The following is a 17178-nucleotide window of genomic DNA, read 5'->3' as shown; positions in this document are numbered from 1 at the left end:
TGTGGGCCCGGACGTTCGGGAGCCGGGCCTCTTGTCGGGCCCGGGCCGTGGTGCCTGGCGCCCGTCTCTGGGAGTCGCTCACCGAGCACCGCACCGGCCGGTGACCCGTCGGTGTCCATCCGGGGCCGCAGTGACGGCGGGTCCGCCGCCGGAGTGCCGTTCGGCGGGAGCGGCCCGACGGCGGCTGCCCGGGGGAGTTCGCGCCGCGTTCGCGGCGCCTGTGCGCGGCACGGCGCCGGCCGTCGCCGGGCGGCTGCGCCGCCCGCTACGGCCTCAGACGTAGCGCTCCAGGATCGACGACTCCGCCAGCCGCGACAGGCCCTCGCGCACGCTGCGAGCGCGTGCCTCGCCGACGCCGTCGACCGTCTGCAGGTCGTCCACGCTCGCCGCGAGCAGCTTCTGCAGGCCGCCGAAGTGCTCCACGAGGCGCTCGATGATCGCCCCCGGCAGCCTCGGCACCTTCGCGAGCAGGCGGTAACCCCTCGGCGAGACGGCCGAGTCCAGCGTCTCGGGCGAGCCGCTGTAGCCGAGCGCCCGCGCCACCATGGGCAGTTCGAGCAGCTCGGTGTGGGTGAGCGTGTTGAGCTCGTCCAGCGCCTCGCGCACCGTGCGGGACCGTTTCGCCGTCGGCTCCGGCACGTAGTCGCGCACGACCAGTTCGCGTTCCGGCTCGACACCCGCGATCAGCTCGTCCAGCTGGAGCGCCAGCAGGCGGCCGTCCGTGCCGAGTTCCACCACGTACTGGGCGATCTCCGTGGCGATGCGCCGGACCATCTCAAGGCGCTGCGCGACGGCCGTGACGTCCCTGATCGTGACCAGGTCCTCGATCTCCAGCGCCGACAGCGTGCCCGCGACCTCGTCGAGGCGCAGCTTGTAGCGCTCAAGCGTGGCGAGTGCCTGGTTCGCACGGGACAGGATCGCCGCGGACTCCTCAAGGACACGCCGCTCACCGTTCACGTACAGCGCGCTCAGCCGCATCGACTGCGAGACCGACACGACGGGGAAGCCGCACTGCTTCGACACCCGGTCCGCCGTGCGGTGCCGCGTGCCCGTCTCGTCCGTCGGGATCGACGCGTCCGGCAGGAGCTGGACGCCCGCCCGAAGGATCTTCGTGATGTCCTTGTCCAGGATCAGCGCGCCGTCCAGCTTGCACAGCTCGCGCAGGCGCGTCGACGTGAACTCGACGTCGAGCACGAACCCGCCCGTGCACATCGCTTCCACCGTCTTGTCCATGCCGAGGACGATCAGGCCGCCGGTGTTGCCGCGCAGGATCCGTTCGAGACCGTCCCGCAGCGTCGTGCCGGGCGCGACCGCGCTCAGGGCCGAGCGCATGAGCGATTCGCCGCCGGGAACGCCGGAGCCCGCGCCGGACTTTCCGGGGGTCGACCCCCGGTCGCCTGCTGCCACTGCATTCCTCCGGCTCGTACGGATGGGCGAGACCAGGGCAAAGTCTACCGGCGCACCTCCTCGCCCCGCGGGGGCTCCGCGCGAGCCCGGCGCGGCAGGACCCGCAGCGCATCGCCCATGTCGGCGACTTCCGTGACCTTCATACCGGCCGGGACCTTCCCCGGGTCCGACGGCACGAGGGCGTGCGTGAAGCCCAGACGGTGGGCTTCCGCCAGCCTCCGCTGCACGCCCGTGACGCGTCTGACCTCGCCCGCGAGGCCCACCTCCCCGATCGCCACGAGATTCTTCGGCAACGGGGTGTCGCTCGCCGCCGAGGCCAGCGCGAGCGCCACCGCGAGGTCCGCCGCGGGCTCCGTCAGCCGCACGCCGCCGACGGTCGCGCTGTAGATGTCCCGCTTGCCGAGCGCAGAGATCCGGCCCCGCTGCTCCAGCACCGCCAGCATCATCGACACCCGGGACGTCTCCAGGCCCGACGTCGTGCGCCGCGGCGACGGGATCTGCGAGTCGACCGTGAGCGCCTGCACCTCCGCGACCAGCGGCCTGCGCCCCTCAAGCGTGACCGTCAGGCACGTGCCGGGTACGGGCTCGTCCCGCCGCGTCAGGAACAGGCCCGACGGGTCGGCGAGGCCCGTGATGCCCTCGTCGTGCAGCTCGAAGCAGCCGACCTCGTCCGTCGTGCCGTACCTGTTCTTGACGCCCCGTACGAGGCGGAGCCGCGCGTGCCGGTCGCCCTCGAACTGCAGGACCACGTCCACCAGGTGCTCAAGCAGGCGCGGGCCCGCGATCGCGCCGTCCTTCGTGACGTGCCCGACGAGCATCGTGGCCATGCCGCGCTCCTTGGACGCCCTGATCAGCGCCCCCGCGACCTCGCGCACCTGTGCCATGCCGCCGGGCGCGCCGTCGATCTCGGGCGAGGCGATCGTCTGCACGGAGTCGAGGACGAGCAGGGACGGCTTCACCGCGTCGAGGTGGCCGAGCACCGCCGACAGGTCGGTCTCCGCGGCCAGGTACAGGTCGTCGTGGAGCGCGCGGATGCGGTCGGCGCGCAGCCGCACCTGGCTCGCGGACTCCTCGCCCGTCACGTACAGCGTGCGGTGTTCTGAGCTCGCCGCCTTCGCCGCGACGTCGAGCAGCAGCGTGGACTTGCCGACGCCGGGCTCGCCCGCGAGCAGCACGACGGCCCCCGGCACGAGCCCGCCGCCCAGCACCCGGTCGAGCTCGGGCACGCCCGTGGAGCGCGCCGTGGCCTGCCGGCCGTCGACCTCGCTGATGGGCACGGCCGCGGCCGTCACCCGTCCCGCCGCCGTCGTGCGCACGGCGGGTGCCCCGTACTCCTCGATCGTGCCCCACGCCTGGCACTCGGGGCAGCGGCCGAGCCACTTCGCGGTGGTCCACCCGCATTCCGTGCAGCGGTAGGACGGCCGGTCCTTCGTGGTCTTCGTACGGGCAGCCATGCGGCTCACCGTATAGCCAGGCACTGACACCGACGCCGGTGCCCGTCCTGGTCCGGAGCGGTCGGCGAGGGCGTCGAGCTCAAGGGGTCGCTCACCTTCCGGTCGGGACCGCTGCCTGTACGGCGCGGGGACGCGGCGGCGCGGCGCGCGCTGCTCAGGGAGCGGTTCGCGGGGCTCGGGTGGGAGGTTCCGCGCCTCCTCCGCGCACTCGACGCGACCGACGAGTTCACGCTCGATCTCGCCTGCGAGCCGGCGTCGGCGCCCGGCGACCACCGTGCGGCCTTCGCCGCGTACGAGCGGGCCATGCGGCCCTACGTGCGACAGGCGCAGGAGCTGCTGCCCGGCGGCGTCGGCGGGTACGCGCCGAACAGCCGCGCCGGCATCGCACGGCGGAACCTGTCGATGCGTTCGATGAACCGGTGGCCCGTGCGCACCTACCCGGCGCTCGGCGCCTGTTCGCGGCGACGCGTCAACCGCGTGCACTCGTCGTAAGTGAAGTGACGATTCTTGTCCCCTTTCGCGGGGTTTCTTCACCCGTACGGATTAAATGCCCCCAAGAGGAGCGAAGGGTGCGCGCTCCTCTGCCTACCGTCGCCGGGTGACGAGCAGCAGCCCCGAGACCTCCATGCACGCAAGCGGCGCGCACCAGGCGCCCCATCGTGCGCCCCGGTTGGCGGCGCCTCGGCCGCCCGCGCGCTACGAGCCCTACCTGGACGGCCTGTTCACCTACTGCCTCTCCGTGCTGTGCGACCACGACGCGGCGATGGCGGTGCTGGGCGAGGTGCTGGCACTCTCCGAGCGCCAGTACGGACGCTCGCCCACGGCCGAGGGCGAACGCAAGGCGTGGCTCTACGCGCTGGCCCGGTGGGTGTGCCTGCGCAGACTCACGGAGCAGCGCCGAGGGCGCGAGGGGGCGCACGCGCAGGCGAAGCCCGCGCAGCCGAAGCCCGCGCCGGCGCGGGGCGCGGAAGGCGGGGCGGGCTCGCAGGCCGCCGCGGCCGACGGCGAGAGCGCGCAGGCAGCCGAGGCGGCCGAGGAGCGGCGGCGTCGCGAACTGGCGCTGCTCGCCTGGCCGGAGGCCGCGGGCACGACGCCGGTCCAGCGCGAGGTACTCGAACTCGCGGTGCGGCACCAGCTCGGCCCGCAGGGCGTCGCCTCCGTGCTGTCCCTCGAGCTCTCCGCCGCGCGCACGACGCTGTCCACGGCCGCCGTCGAGGTCGAACGCACGCGCGCGGCGCTCGCCGTGGTCGAGACCGGCAGTTGCCCCGCCGTCGCGCGGCTGACCGGCGACAGCCAGGTCCTGCTCTCGGCCACGCTCCGGCGCGAGCTCGTGCGCCATGTGGACGACTGCCCGCGCTGCCGCCGCACCGCGGAGCGCGTCGAGGCGGCGGGGCCCTGGCCGGGCTCCGGCCCCGGCGCGCGCGCCGGCGCGGGGCCCGCTCGTCCGCGCGCCGGGCGCAGATCGCCCGCCGTGCTGCCGCTCGTGGAGGTCGACAGGGCGGCCGCGTACGCCGCGATGCTGCACGCTCCGAGGTCCAGGGGCGCCAGTCCCCGCTTCGGGCGTAACGGTTTCCCACTCGACCCCAAGGACCGTGCGGCCAGGCGCGACCGGCTGCGCTCCCGCGCCGTGACGACCACCGTCGTCGCCACCGTCATCGCGGCCCCCGTGCTCGCGCTGTGGGCCGCTTACCGGGGCGCGCCGGAGACCGGGGAGGGCCACGGCGGCCCCTCGATCAGCGCCGGCGAGTCCGGCGACCCCTCGGCGCGCGACGGCAAGGGCTACGAGCGCTACGAGAACGCGGGCAACGCCAGCGACCGCTCGGGATCGCCGTCCGCCGAGGGCGGCCGGGGGCACGGCGCCGAGGGCTCCGACGTGTCCGTCAAGGTCGTCAGCCACGGCGCCGCGGGCCACTCGGGCGGGCGCGGCTCCGCCTCCGCCGGCTCGCTCGCGGTCACCGCGAGGACGTCGTCAGGACGCACGACGATCACGCTCACCGCCTCGGGCGCACCCGTCTCGTGGGCGGCGAGCGTCGGCGCGAACTGGCTGCGTCTGAGCCGGTCGTCCGGCACGCTCGCGCCGGGCAGGTCCGTCACGATCGACGTCACCGTCGACCACGCGCGCGAGCCGCGGGGCGCGTGGAGCGTGCGCATCGCGCTGCATCCGACGGGCGCGGTGGTGCTGGTGGACGGCTACGGCTACCCGACGGGCCCGCGCGCGGGCGGCGGCGGCAAGCCGGGCAGGCCCGGCCACCACCACGGCGGCGGCCATCACGGCAGCGGTGGGCACAAGGGCCACGGCGGCCACGGCGGCGGAGGCCATGGCGGCTCCGGCGGCGGAACGGGCTCCTCCGGGGGCTCGGGAGGATCCGGCGGCTCCGGCGGCGGCCCCGGCACCGGCGGCTCACCGACCGGGTCGGGCGCGCCGTCCGACCCGTCGGGCGGCGGCACGGGCGGCGGCACGACCGACCCGACGCAGCCGCCCTCGGGCGGCTCCACCCAGACCCCACCGACGTCGCCCCCACCGACAACGGACGCGAGCACGCCCCCGCCCTCCGCGAGCTGACCCCGCGACCGCCGGCCCCTGCCGGCGTGCCGACCAGCCGGTCCCTCGGCCGCTGTCCACGCCTCGGCGGGTGGCATCAGCGCCGACCCCCTTCGCGTCCTCGGCCCCGGGGCGGGGGCCGTGCCCCCAGGGCCCGCTTGCCCGGCCGCCGCCCAGGCCCGGCGGGTCCTCAGCCGGTCGCCCGCCCGACGGTGGCAGCCCTGCCGACCCCCGCGGGAAACGGCCCCGCTCGGCGTGTGGCCGTGCCCGGTGACCCGTTCGGAGGGTCGGGCCGTCCTGGCCCGTCGTGGCCCGGCCCGGCGGCCGAGGGGCCCGATGCGCGCCCCGCATCGGGTGGCGGACGCGCGGGCGCGCGGCTCAGTGCGCGGCCGAAGCCCCCGGCCCCGCCGGGTCCGCCGGGTGCGGGGCCACCAGCGGCAGCTCGCTGCGCACGCGGCGCGCGCACAGCTGAGCCAGCACGTCGTACGCCTCCTTGCCCATCATCTCCGTCAGCTCGGGCCCGTACGTCACGTACACCGGGTCGCCCGCGCCGTGCGCCGACGTCGCGGACGTGCACCACCAGTGCAGGTCGTGGCCGCCGGGACCCCAGCCGCGCCGGTCGTACTCGCCGATCGACACCCGCAGTACGCGCGTGTCGTCCGGGCGGTCGATCCAGTCGTAGGTGCGCCGCACCGGCAGCTGCCAGCACACGTCCGGCTTCGTCTCCAGCGGCTCCCGGCCCTCCCGCAGCGCCAGGATGTGCAGCGCGCACCCGGCGCCGCCCGCGAAGCCCGGGCGGTTCTGGAAGATGCACGAGCCCTGCCACACGCGGGTCTGGCGCTCCCCGTCGTCCTCATCCTCCTGCGTCCAGCCGCCGCCGTGCGTGCCCTCCTCGTGGAACTGCCACACGTCGGGCGTCAGCCGCGCGACGTGCCCGGCCACGCGCTCCTCGTCCTCCTCGTCGGAGAAGTGCGCGCCCAGCGTGCAGCAGCCGTCGTCGCCGCGGCCGGCCTGGATGCCCTGGCAGCCGCTGCCGAAGATGCACGTCCACCGTGACGTCAGCCACGTCAGGTCGCAGCGGAAGACCTGCTCGTCGTCGGCCGGGTCGGGGAACTCGACCCACGCGCGAGGGAAGTCCAGGCCGTGCTCGTCCGCCTCGCGCCCACGCCCACGCGCGCGCTCGGCTTTGCCCGCCTTCGTCTTGTTCGTCTTAGGCACGCGCCCCAGGCTAACGGCTTGGTGCCGTACGGTCCGCCGCACGGCGGCAGGCGGGCTCACGTACGGTTCCGCGCATGAGACTCGGAGTCCTCGACGTCGGTTCCAACACCGTCCACCTGCTGGTGGTGGACGCGCACCGCGGCGCCAGGCCGCTGCCCGCGCACTCGCACAAGGCGGAGCTGCGCCTCGCCGAACTCGTCGACGCGGACGGCGCGATAGGGCGCGAGGGCGTCGACCGGCTCGTGGCGACCGTCGCCGAGGCCGTCAGGGCCGCCGAGGACAAGGGGTGCGAGGACGTACTCGCCTTCGCGACGTCCGCCGTGCGCGAGGCCGCGAACGCGGACCACGTGCTGGCCAGGGTCCGCGCGGAGACCGGCGCCGACCTTCAGGTGCTCAGCGGCGCGGACGAGGCGCGCCTCACGTTCCTCGCCGCGCGGCGCTGGTTCGGCTGGTCCGCGGGCAAGCTGCTCGTCCTCGACATCGGCGGGGGCTCGCTCGAGGTCGGGTACGGGATGGACGAGGCGCCCGACGCCGCCGTGTCGCTGCCGCTCGGGGCGGGCCGCCTCACCGCGGGGCGGCTGCCGGGCGATCCGCCGGACGCCGCCGACGTACGTGACCTGCGCCGCCATGTGCGCGCGGAGATCGCCCGCACGGTCGGCGAGTTCAGCCGGCTGGGCAGCCCCGACCGCACCGTCGCCACCTCGAAGACGTTCCGCCAGCTCGCCAGGATCGGCGGCGCCGCACGCTCGGCCGGGTCGGCGGGAGGCCCGTACGCGCAGCGCCGGCTGAGTCGTTCCTCACTCGAGGAGTGGGTGCCGAGGCTGGCGGCGATGACCGTCGAGCAGCGCGCCGCGCTGCCGGGGGTGTCCCTGGAGCGGGCGCCCCAGCTGCTCGCAGGCGCGCTGGTCGCCGAGGCGGCGATGGACCTGTACGGCGTGGACGAGCTGGAGATCTGCCCGTGGGCGCTGCGCGAGGGCGTGATCCTGCGCCGCCTCGACCTGCTGCCGCCGACCTGAGCACCGGCCTGCCGCCGGCCTGAGCACCGCCTGCCGCCGCCGGCCTGAGCACCGGCCCGAGCACGCCTGTGGACGCGGGCCGCGCCGCCGGCGGGGGCCCGTACCCTGTCTTGGTGGCTAATCCAGCGGCAGGTCCAGCGGCGCGCGCCCCGGGGGTGAAGGTCGCCCTCTCGACGGCGTCCGTCTACCCCGAGAACACCGCGACGGCCTTCGAGATCGCGGGACGCCTCGGCTACGACGGCGTCGAGGTGATGGTCTGGACGGATCCCGTCAGCCAGGACCTCGACGCGCTGCGGGCCCTGTCCGACCGGCACGAGGTGCCGGTACTCGCGATCCACGCGCCCTGCCTGCTGATCACCCAGCGCGTCTGGTCGACCGACCCGTGGACGAAGCTCAAGCGCGCCAGGGCCGCCGCCGAGAAGCTCGGCGCCTCCACGGTGGTCGTGCACCCGCCGTTCCGCTGGCAGCGCCAGTACGCGCGCGACTTCGTCTCCGGCGTGTGGCGGATGGCGGACGAGACGGACGTGCGGTTCGCCGTCGAGAACATGTACCCGTGGCGCTACCGGGACCGCGAGATGCTGGCGTACGCGCCGGACTGGGACGTCACCAAGGAGGACTACCGCCACTTCACGGTCGACCTCTCGCACACGGCGACCGCGCGCACGGACACGATGGCCATGGTCGACCGCATGGGCGACCGCCTCGGACACGTCCACCTCGCCGACGGCAAGGGCTCGGCCAAGGACGAGCACCTGGTGCCGGGGCGCGGGGACCAGCCGTGCGCCGAGCTGCTGCACGGCCTGGCGGACCGCGGGTTCGACGGCCATGTGGTCATCGAGGTCAACACGCGCCGCGCGGTGTCCGTGGCCGAGCGCGAGGCGGACCTCGCGGAGGCCCTGTCGTTCACCCGGCGCCACCTCGCCGACGCACGCGCCCGACGTCTCGCCGCACCGCCGCGCACCGGCCGGGCCGGCGGCGCCGTGTGACCGGCCGCACCGCCGGGGAGCCCGCGCCGGGACGCCGTGGCCGTGGCCGCCCGTCGCGCACCGCGGCCGAAGCCGGCCCGGGCGCGCGCGAGCGCATCCTCGCGGCGGCGCGCGGCGGGTTCGCCGAGCACGGCTACGACAGGACGTCGGTGCGCGCCGTGGCGAGGGCCGCCGGCGTCGACGCGGCGCTCGTCCACCACTACTTCGGCACGAAGGAGCGGCTCTTCGCGGCCGCCATCGAGGTCTCCTTCGAACCCGCCCTCGGCGTGCACGACGTCCTCGCGGGCGACCGTGACGCCATCGGCGAGCGCCTCGCCCGCCTGTTCTTCGGCGTGTGGGAGGACGAGCGCACCAGGGCGCCCCTGCTCGCGGTCATGCGCTCGGCGCTGACGAACGAGACGGCGGCCGGCGTCCTGCGCACGTTCGTGCTGCGGCGGCTGCTCGAGCGGATCGCCGAAGGGCTCGACGTGCCCGACCCCACGCTGCGCGCGGAGCTGGCCGCGTCGCAGATGATCGGCGTCGCGCTGCTGCGCTACGTGCTGGGCGTGGAGCCGCTGGCGAGCGTGGACGCGGAGGAGATCGTGCGCCGGGTGGCGCCGACGCTGCAGCGCCATCTGACGGAGCACTGAAGCGCCATCTGACGGAGCACTGAGCGTCCCGCATTCCGGACGAGGTGTCCGGATCTTGGAGACGGAGCGTACGCTCGGGCCTACGTAACCCCGCCGAAGGAGCGAGCGACGATGCCCCAGCTGAGGTCCCGCACTGTCACCCACGGCCGCAACATGGCGGGCGCGCGCGCCCTTATGCGGGCGTCGGGCGTAGCGAGCGAGGACATCGGCAAGCCGATCGTGGCCATCGCCAACTCCTTCACCGAGTTCGTGCCCGGGCACACCCACCTCGCGCCGGTCGGCCGGATCGTCTCCGAGGCCGTCAAGGCGGCGGGCGCCGTGCCGCGCGAGTTCAACACCATCGCCGTGGACGACGGCATCGCGATGGGCCACGGCGGCATGCTGTACTCGCTGCCGTCCCGCGACCTGATCGCGGACTCCGTCGAATACATGGTCGAGGCGCACTGCGCGGACGCGCTCGTCTGCATCTCCAACTGCGACAAGATCACCCCGGGCATGCTGATGGCCGCGATGCGCCTCGACATCCCCACGATCTTCGTCTCCGGCGGCCCCATGGAGGCCGGCCGCGCGACGCTCGTCGACGGCACGGTGCGCAAGCTCGACCTGATCAACGCCATGTCGGACGCGGTGGACGAGTCGGTGTCGGACGCCGACATGCTCCGCATCGAGGAGAACGCCTGCCCGACCTGCGGTTCCTGCTCCGGCATGTTCACCGCCAACTCGATGAACTGCCTCACGGAGGCCATCGGCCTCGCCCTGCCGGGCAACGGCTCCGTCCTCGCCACCCACACCGCGCGCCGCGCCCTGTACGAGCGGGCCGGCGCCGCCGTCGTCGACCTGGCGAAGCGCTACTACGAGCAGGACGACGCGTCCGTCCTGCCGCGCAGCGTCGCCACGCACGCCGCGTTCGAGAACGCGATGGCGCTCGACATCGCCATGGGCGGCTCCACGAACACGATCCTGCACCTGCTGGCGGCGGCGCAGGAGGCGGGCGTCGACTACGACCTGTCCGACATCGACGCGGTCTCGCGGCGCGTGCCGTGCCTCGCGAAGGTCGCCCCGAACGTGGCGCCCGGCGGCACGTACTACATGGAGGACGTGCACCGCGCGGGCGGCATCCCCGCCATCCTCGGCGAGCTGTACCGCGGCGGCCTGCTCAACGAGGACGTCCACACCGTCCACGCGCCGAGCGTCAAGGCCTGGCTCGGCACCTGGGACGTGCGCGGCGGCTCGCCGTCCGACGAGGCCGTCGACCTGTGGCACGCGGCGCCCGGCTGCGTCCGCTCCGCCGAGGCGTTCTCCCAGTCCGAGCGGTGGGAGTCGCTGGACACCGACGCGGCGGGCGGCTGCATCCGCGACGTGGCGCACGCCTACAGCGAGGACGGCGGCCTCGGCGTGCTGCGCGGCAACATCGCCGTGGACGGCTGCGTCGTGAAGACCGCCGGCGTCGACGAGTCGATCTGGAAGTTCGAGGGCCCCGCGGTCGTCTGCGAGTCGCAGGAGGAGGCCGTCGAGAAGATCCTCCGCAAGGAGATCACCGAGGGCGACGTCGTGGTGATCCGCTACGAGGGCCCCAAGGGCGGCCCCGGCATGCAGGAGATGCTCTACCCGACCTCGTACCTGAAGGGCCGCGGCCTCGGCAAGTCGTGCGCGCTGATCACGGACGGACGCTTCTCCGGCGGCACGTCGGGCCTGTCGATCGGCCACGTCTCGCCCGAGGCGGCCTCGGGCGGCGCGATCGCACTGGTGCGCGACGGCGACCGCATCCGCATCGACATCCCGGCGCGCTCGATCGAACTGCTCGTGGACGACGTGGAGCTGGCCGCGCGCCGCGAGGCGCTGAACGGCGTGTACGCGCCGAAGGCCAGGGAGCGCAAGGTGTCGGTGGCACTGCGCGCGTACGCGGCGATGGCCACGAGCGCGGACCGCGGCGCCGTCCGCGACGTGTCCCGCCTGGGCTGAACGCGGCACCCGGCTCCCGGCACGCGCTTCGGCGCGCGGCGGCGAGCGGGGATAATCGACTCGTGAGCGATCAGCGGCAGCGCCCCGCGGGGCAGGACGACAGCGCGGACGGTGCGCCCGCGGCAGACACGGCCGCGCGGCACGCGCCGGCACGGGGCACCGCCGGCGGCGGGCCCGAGCCGGAGGAGCTGCGCTTCTTCGGCGCCACATGGGTGCACCACGACGGCGGCTACGCGGTGCGCCGCGTGGGTGCCGCCGCGGGGTCGCTCGTCGCCGCGGCCGCGTCCTGCGTCGTGCTGCGGTTCGCGTACGACGGGATCGCGCTGGCCGACGTCGGGTCGTTCGTCGGGGTCCTGGTCGTCGCGATGTTCGCGGTGTGCAGCTTCGTCGCCTTCCGCAGGACGTGGGCCGGGTTCGGCGAGCGCCCGGCCGACCAGGCGCGCGAGGACTCCCTGCGCAGCCTCAAGGCCATCGGATTCATCGGCTCACTCCTCGCCTACTTCGTCCGCTCGCTCACCGAGGCGCCGGGGGAGGGGCTGCGGCGGCGCGAGTACGAGGCCGCCGTCGCCGCGTACGAGAAGCGGCGCAGCGCGCGCAGCGGCAACCCGGGCGCCCGCGGGAAGAAGAAGAGGCCGGGCGGGCAGGCCGGGAAGACCGGCAAGACCGCGGCGAGCACCGAGAACGCGTAGCGTCGCACCGCGCACACCCGGCAGCGCCGCCCATCCGCACGCCGCACGCCTGCCCGTCCGCACGCCGTAGGAGGAGTGCCATGACCGCACGCGCCCTGTCCTTCGATGTCGTCGCCGAGCTGTACGACACCTCGCGCCCCGGCTACCCGCCCGCCCTCTTCGACGCCATCGAGGAGGCCGCCGGCCGTCCCCTCGCCGGCGCGCACGCCGTCGATGTCGGCGCGGGCACCGGCATCGCCACCCGCTCGCTGCTCGCACGCGGCGCGCGCGTCACCGCCGTGGAGCCGGGACCCGGCATGGCGGCGCGGCTGCACGCCGTGCTGCCCGAAGTCCCGCTCGTACGGGCCGTCGGGGACGCCCTGCCACTCGCGGACGCGTCCGCCGACCTCGTCACGTACGCGCAGTCCTGGCACTGGACGGACCGGGAGCGCGCCTTCGCCGAGGCGATGCGCGTCCTGCGTCCCGGCGGCACGCTCGCCCTCTTCTGGAACGTCGCCGATCAGACCGTCCCCTGGCTCGCGGCCCAGGACGCACGGCTGCGCGCCCACGGCGGTGACGGCGGCCACGGCGTCCACGGCGCGCGCGAGCAGGGCCCGCTGCTGCCGGGCAGCGTGCCGACCGCCCACCGCCGGGTCCCCTGGTCGCGCACGGTGGCGGTCGACGAGCACCTCGCCAACCTGTCCACCCACTCCGTGTTCCGGATGCTGGGCGAGAGCGCGACGGCCGCCTTCCTGACCGCGGAACGGCAGGCACTGCTCGACGCCTTCCCGGACGGCACGGTCGAGGAGGCGTACGTGGTCGACCTCGTCACCGCGCGGCGCTGACCAGCGGCGATAACGGACGCGACTCGTCACGAGACGCCGAAGACCTTGGACGCCGCAGCCCCGGCGCGGAAACATGGGTGGCGCGGGACACACACCCAGACACTCCGGGAGCCTGCCATGGCCGAACTGGCGGTATTCGAGCGGGAACGCCGGCGCCTCGGAGCCATCGCCCACCGCATCACGGGCTCCGTCGCGGACGCGGAAGACGCCGTCCGCGAGGCGGAGTCGCGGTGGCGGCGCCTGCCCGCCGATGAGGCCGGTGCTCCGCGCGCGTACCTCACGGCCGCCGTCGGCAGCTTCTGCCACGACCGCCTGATGGCGGCGCGCGCACGCAGGGACGCCTACACCGGCACCTGGCTGCCCGAACCACTCGTCACGGACGGGGAACCGGAGTACGACGCGGCACCACTCGACGCGTCGGCGGAGACGGCGGGGACGGCGGTGCTGAGCGTCCTCGAACGCCTCGCCCCCGCCGAACGCACCGCGTACGTCCTGCACGACGTGTACGCCGTGCCGTTCGCGGACATCGCCGGGATCGTGGGCCGGGACGCCGGCGCCGCGAGGCAACTGGCGTCACGCGCCCGCCGCAGGATCCGCGCGCAGGCGCCCCTCCCCGCCGCCGGCCGGCAGGAGAGCCGCCGTGCCGTCGACGCGTTCCTCGACGCGGTCATGGCGGAGGACTCCGACGCGCTGCTCGAAGTCCTCGACCCCGACGTGGTGCTGCGCTCGGACGGCGGCGGCTTGGCCGTCGCGGCGCGGTGGCCGGTGATCGGCGGCGAGAAGGTCGCCGCGTCCATGAACCGCGTCCTGCACCACTTCGGCCCGCAGCGGCTGCGCATGGTGGCCCGGGACGTCAACGGCGCGCCGGGCGCGGTGCTGTGCGAGGCCGAGGCCGGGGTCGTCGCCGTGTACGCGTTCAGGGTGGCCGACGGACGGATCAGGGCGATGGACGGCGTCCTGAACCCGGACAAGCTGCGCAACGTACGCATCGCCGAACTCACACCACTCTGACCGACCCGGCAGCCCCCGCAGCCGCTTCCCCGCCGTTGGCCAGCACGCGTTCGATCCCCGCACGGATGAAGGCGCGCGCCTCCTCCCCGCGCCGCGAGCGCCACGGCTCGGCCGCGGGCACGGGGTCCGGGTCGTAGCGCAGGGCGCGCACGTCCTCGACGACCCCGGCCGGCGCGCCCATGCGCGCGAGCTCGGCCAGCGCCTCGCGCTTGGTGACGAGACGGCCCTCGCGGAGGGTGACGGCCGCACGGGCCAGGGTGACCATCCCGAGCGTCACCCAGATGTCCTCCGTCCACAACTCCGGCCGCGCGGCCACCGGGTACCAGTACTCCCGCAGATCACGGCGGACGAAGGCGGCCAACTCCCCGTCGCCGAGCGGCGGCAGCAGCGAGGCGGGCGAAGGACCGCGCAGCACCCTCCCGCGGCTGAGGAGTTCCTGGCGTGCGACGGGGGTGACGGGCCGCTCGAAGGGCTCGCCGTGGGCCCACGTGAAGTGGTCGAGCGCGGCGTCGGCGAGACGGGAGCGCGACAGGTACGTGCAGTGCAGCAGGCGCGCGAGCGGCTCGTCGCGTATCAGCGCCCTGTGCACCCCGGCCAGCAGCTCCCGCTCACCGTCGCGGTCCTCACTCCCGCCCCCGTCCCCGCCGGTGTCGACGACGGCGACGAGATCGAGGTCGCTGCGCCCTTCCCGGTAGTCGCCCATGGCGAGCGAGCCGTGCGCCCACAGGGCGGTCACGTACGAGGGCAGGGCGGCCGTGAAGCGGGCGAGGAGCCGCTCGGTGGCGAGAGGTGCGGGGGATTCGGTCATGGGTGCCAGGATGGCCCGGTACGGGCCCCGTACAGAAGACCCCCCGTACAGAAGCCCCCGCACGAACCCGCACGAACCCGCACGGCGAGGTGACCGAATTGACCGGCACGAATCAGGCCCGCTCGAACAGGACTGTCGCGGTCCTCGGCACAGGCAAGATCGGCGAGGCGCTGCTCAGCGGCATGATCCGCGCGGGCTGGCGCCCCGAGAACCTGCTGGTGACCACGCGCAGGCCGGAGCGCGCTGCCGAACTGCGCGACCGGTACGGGGTCGAGCCCGTCACCAACGAGGACGCGGCGAAGCGTGCCGACACCCTCATCCTCGCCGTGAAGCCGCAGGACATGGGCAAGCTCCTCGACGAACTCGCCCCGCACGCCACGGCCGACCGGCTCGTCATCAGCGCCGCGGCCGGCATCACGACGGCGTACATCGAGGACAGGCTCGCCGACGGCGTCGCCGTGGTGCGCGTCATGCCGAACACGCCCGTCGTCGTGGACCAGGGCATGTCCGTGATCTCCGGGGGCAGCCACGCGCTGCCGGACCACCTCACGCACGCCGAGGAGATCTTCGGCGGCGTCGGCAAGACGCTCAGGGTCCCCGAGTCCCAGCAGGACGCCGCCACCGCCCTGTCGGGCTCGGGGCCCGCGTACTTCTACTTCCTCGTCGAGGCCATGACGGACGCGGGCATCCTGCTCGGCATCCCGCGCGCCCAGGCCCACGACCTGATCGTGCAGTCCGCGATCGGGGCGGCGGTCATGCTGCGCGACAGCGGCGAGCACCCCGTGAAGCTCCGCGAGGCGGTCATGTCCCCCGCCGGGACCACGATCAACGCGATCCGCGAGCTGGAGGACCACGGCGTACGGGCGGCCCTCATCGCCGCACTCGAAGCGGCGAGGGACCGCAGCCGCGAGCTGGCCACCGGCAACGGCTGACGCCGGCGGCGCCGGCCACCCGCTCGCACCGAGGCGGGCGGATGACCGGCGGGTCGCGCGTCAGGCGGCGGGCAGCAGGCCGATGGCCGCGTAGGCCGCGTCGACGACAGATCTGGCCACGGAACGCGCCCGCTCGGCGCCGTCCCTCAGCACCTTGTCCACCTGCGCGGGGTCGGCGGCGAGCGCCGCGTGCCGCTCCTGGAGCGGCCGCAGCACCTCGACGACGGCCTCCACGGTGTCCCGTTTGAGCGCCCCGTACGAGTCGTACGACGCGGCGAGCGCCGCCGGGTCCCCGCCGCGGCATGCGGCCAGGATGTCCAGCAGGTTCGCCACGCCGGGCCGCGCGTCGCGGTCGTACACGACGTCGCGCCCGCTGTCGGTGACGGCCCGCATGATCTTCTTCCGCACGGTGTCGAGGTCGTCGAGCAGGTAGACGATCCCCGCCGTGTCCCGATGCGATTTGCCCATCTTCCCCGTGGGGTCCTGGAGGTCCATGACGCGCGCGGCCACCTGCGGCCGCGTCGCGCGGGGCACGGTGAACGTCTGCCCGTAGCGCTGGTTGAACCGCACGGCCAGGTCGCGGGCGAGCTCGACGTGCTGCGTCTGGTCCTCGCCCACCGGGACCTCGTCCGTCCGGTACGCGAGGATGTCGGCCGCCATCAGCACCGGGTACGACAGCAGCGAGAAGCGCACGCTGTCGCCGGACTCGCGCGCCCGTGCGCTCTTCTCCTTGTACTGGATCATGCGCCGCAGCTCGCCGTCGGTGGCCACGCACTCCAGCAGGTACGACAGCCGCGTGTGCTCGTCCACGTGGCTCTGCACGAACAGCGTGCAGAGCGCGGGGTCGAGCCCGGCGGCGAGCATCAGCGTCGCGGTCTGCCTGCTGAGCCGGCGCACCCGCGCGGGGTCGTGCTCCACGGTGAGGGCGTGCAGGTCGACAACGGAGAAGAACGCGTCGGACTGGTGCTGGTCGATGTCGACCCACCGGGCGATGGCGCCCAGGTAGTTCCCGAGTGTCAGGTGCCCGGTGGGCTTGATCCCGCTGAAGATGGTGGTCATGGACTGTGTCTCCTGCCTCCGTTGGTGGACCGTCGCCGCCTGGCGGGCCGTGCCACTCCGGAGCGAGTGGGAGGAGAAACAGAACGGCCGCCGGGAGGCGGCGGCCGTTGGATGCGTGTGTGTACCGGCCGCCGTCAGGCGGCCCGCCACAGGGTGCGAAGGATACGTACACGCGAGGTCATGGGGGCGAGTGTACGCGGGTCCACCCCCAAGTTGACAGACCACACACCGATCCGTAACGTACCCCGGGCTGTTCGACGTGAGTGCCGACCCAGGTCGGTCCCCGGGCAGCCACTCCGCGGGAACCACGAGGAACGAGCGACTTCGCGTCGTGCCGTTCTGCGTGTCTTTTTGCGCGAGTGAGGAGGATGGAATCCGCGTTCGAGAGAGCCGGAGCCCCGATTGGCGTCGGAGCCCCAGATTCCGCTAAAGTCTCACTCGTCGGAACGGCCGAGCGAATGGGTCGGAAAGACAGCGGCAGGATCCCTTTCTGACGGGGAATCGGACGGAAACAGCGTCTGGTAGAGTTCAGAAACGTAAGGCCGAAGGGAAAGCGCCCGGAGGGAGCCTGGAAGGGTTTCCGAAGGAAGCGTCCGTTCCTTGAGAACTCAACAGCGTGCTAAAAGTCAACGCCAGATATG

The 17178-nt window shown here is 74.2% G+C and carries 15 protein-coding genes; 10 read left to right on the top strand and 5 right to left on the bottom strand.

What is annotated here, in order from left to right; all coding sequences use genetic code 11:
* Window positions 1–273: 273 nt before the first annotated feature.
* Both disA and radA read right to left on the bottom strand, forming a co-directional pair.
* A complete protein-coding gene (gene disA / locus IH48_RS0120225; protein ID WP_030906268.1) occupies window positions 274–1407 on the bottom strand; it encodes a DNA integrity scanning diadenylate cyclase DisA in 1134 nt (377 codons plus the stop codon).
* A gap of 44 nt (window positions 1408–1451) precedes the next feature.
* A complete protein-coding gene (gene radA, locus IH48_RS0120220) occupies window positions 1452–2861 on the bottom strand; it encodes a DNA repair protein RadA (RefSeq protein WP_030906266.1) in 1410 nt (469 codons plus the stop codon).
* 303 nt (window positions 2862–3164) lie between these two features.
* Here radA and IH48_RS0120215 point away from each other — a divergent pair, with 303 nt between their 5' ends.
* Window positions 3165–3353, top strand: coding sequence for a hypothetical protein (locus IH48_RS0120215; RefSeq protein WP_030906263.1), 189 nt, complete (start codon window positions 3165–3167; stop codon window positions 3351–3353).
* Between the two features lie 106 nt (window positions 3354–3459).
* A complete protein-coding gene (locus tag IH48_RS36320; RefSeq protein ID WP_030906261.1) occupies window positions 3460–5424 on the top strand; it encodes a BACON domain-containing protein in 1965 nt (654 codons plus the stop codon).
* 357 nt (window positions 5425–5781) lie between these two features.
* On the opposite strand, the gene IH48_RS0120205 is transcribed toward IH48_RS36320, so the two are convergent.
* Window positions 5782–6621: a hypothetical protein gene (locus IH48_RS0120205; RefSeq protein WP_030906258.1), complete on the bottom strand. Its 840-nt coding sequence runs from the start codon at window positions 6619–6621 to the stop codon at window positions 5782–5784.
* Between the two features lie 74 nt (window positions 6622–6695).
* Here IH48_RS0120205 and IH48_RS0120200 point away from each other — a divergent pair, with 74 nt between their 5' ends.
* The 7 genes from IH48_RS0120200 (at window position 6696) to sigJ (ending at window position 13738) form a co-directional block, all read left to right on the top strand.
* A complete protein-coding gene (locus IH48_RS0120200) occupies window positions 6696–7637 on the top strand; it encodes a Ppx/GppA phosphatase family protein (protein ID WP_030906255.1) in 942 nt (313 codons plus the stop codon).
* A 113-nt stretch (window positions 7638–7750) separates the two neighbouring features.
* A complete protein-coding gene (locus tag IH48_RS0120195; protein ID WP_030906253.1) occupies window positions 7751–8623 on the top strand; it encodes a sugar phosphate isomerase/epimerase family protein in 873 nt (290 codons plus the stop codon).
* Window positions 8620–9252, top strand: coding sequence for a TetR family transcriptional regulator (locus tag IH48_RS0120190; RefSeq protein ID WP_030906250.1), 633 nt, complete (start codon window positions 8620–8622; stop codon window positions 9250–9252). Before IH48_RS0120195 ends, IH48_RS0120190 begins: the two co-directional genes overlap by 4 nt.
* Before the next feature lie 111 nt (window positions 9253–9363).
* Window positions 9364–11214 carry a dihydroxy-acid dehydratase gene (gene ilvD / locus IH48_RS0120185; RefSeq protein WP_030906247.1) on the top strand — a complete coding sequence of 617 codons (1851 nt, stop codon included), beginning with the start codon at window positions 9364–9366 and terminating at the stop codon, window positions 11212–11214.
* A gap of 62 nt (window positions 11215–11276) precedes the next feature.
* A complete protein-coding gene (locus tag IH48_RS0120180) occupies window positions 11277–11903 on the top strand; it encodes a hypothetical protein (RefSeq protein ID WP_051840236.1) in 627 nt (208 codons plus the stop codon).
* Between the two features lie 80 nt (window positions 11904–11983).
* Window positions 11984–12727 (top strand): class I SAM-dependent methyltransferase, encoded by a 744-nt coding sequence (locus IH48_RS0120175; RefSeq protein ID WP_030906243.1) that lies wholly within the window; start codon window positions 11984–11986, stop codon window positions 12725–12727.
* Window positions 12728–12844: 117 nt separating this feature from the next.
* Window positions 12845–13738: an RNA polymerase sigma factor SigJ gene (gene sigJ / locus IH48_RS0120170; RefSeq protein WP_030906239.1), complete on the top strand. Its 894-nt coding sequence runs from the start codon at window positions 12845–12847 to the stop codon at window positions 13736–13738.
* Here sigJ and IH48_RS0120165 read toward each other — a convergent pair.
* Window positions 13725–14546 (bottom strand): nucleotidyltransferase domain-containing protein, encoded by an 822-nt coding sequence (locus IH48_RS0120165; protein ID WP_051840234.1) that lies wholly within the window; start codon window positions 14544–14546, stop codon window positions 13725–13727. The genes sigJ and IH48_RS0120165 overlap by 14 nt on opposite strands.
* Window positions 14547–14644: 98 nt before the next feature.
* Here IH48_RS0120165 and proC point away from each other — a divergent pair, with 98 nt between their 5' ends.
* Window positions 14645–15478: a pyrroline-5-carboxylate reductase gene (proC, locus tag IH48_RS0120160; RefSeq protein ID WP_030906233.1), complete on the top strand. Its 834-nt coding sequence runs from the start codon at window positions 14645–14647 to the stop codon at window positions 15476–15478.
* A 60-nt stretch (window positions 15479–15538) separates the two neighbouring features.
* On the opposite strand, the gene trpS is transcribed toward proC, so the two are convergent.
* On the bottom strand, window positions 15539–16537 hold the full coding sequence (trpS, locus tag IH48_RS0120155; protein ID WP_030906230.1) for a tryptophan--tRNA ligase: 999 nt from the start codon (window positions 16535–16537) through the stop codon (window positions 15539–15541).
* Window positions 16538–17178 lie beyond the last annotated feature (641 nt).

Origin of the sequence: Streptomyces sp. NRRL F-5126 (assembly GCF_000721265.1) — a bacterium.
Classification (GTDB): Bacteria; Actinomycetota; Actinomycetes; order Streptomycetales; family Streptomycetaceae; genus Streptomyces.
Note: the sequence above shows the minus strand (reverse complement) of the source record. Positions and strands in the feature narration are given on the sequence as shown.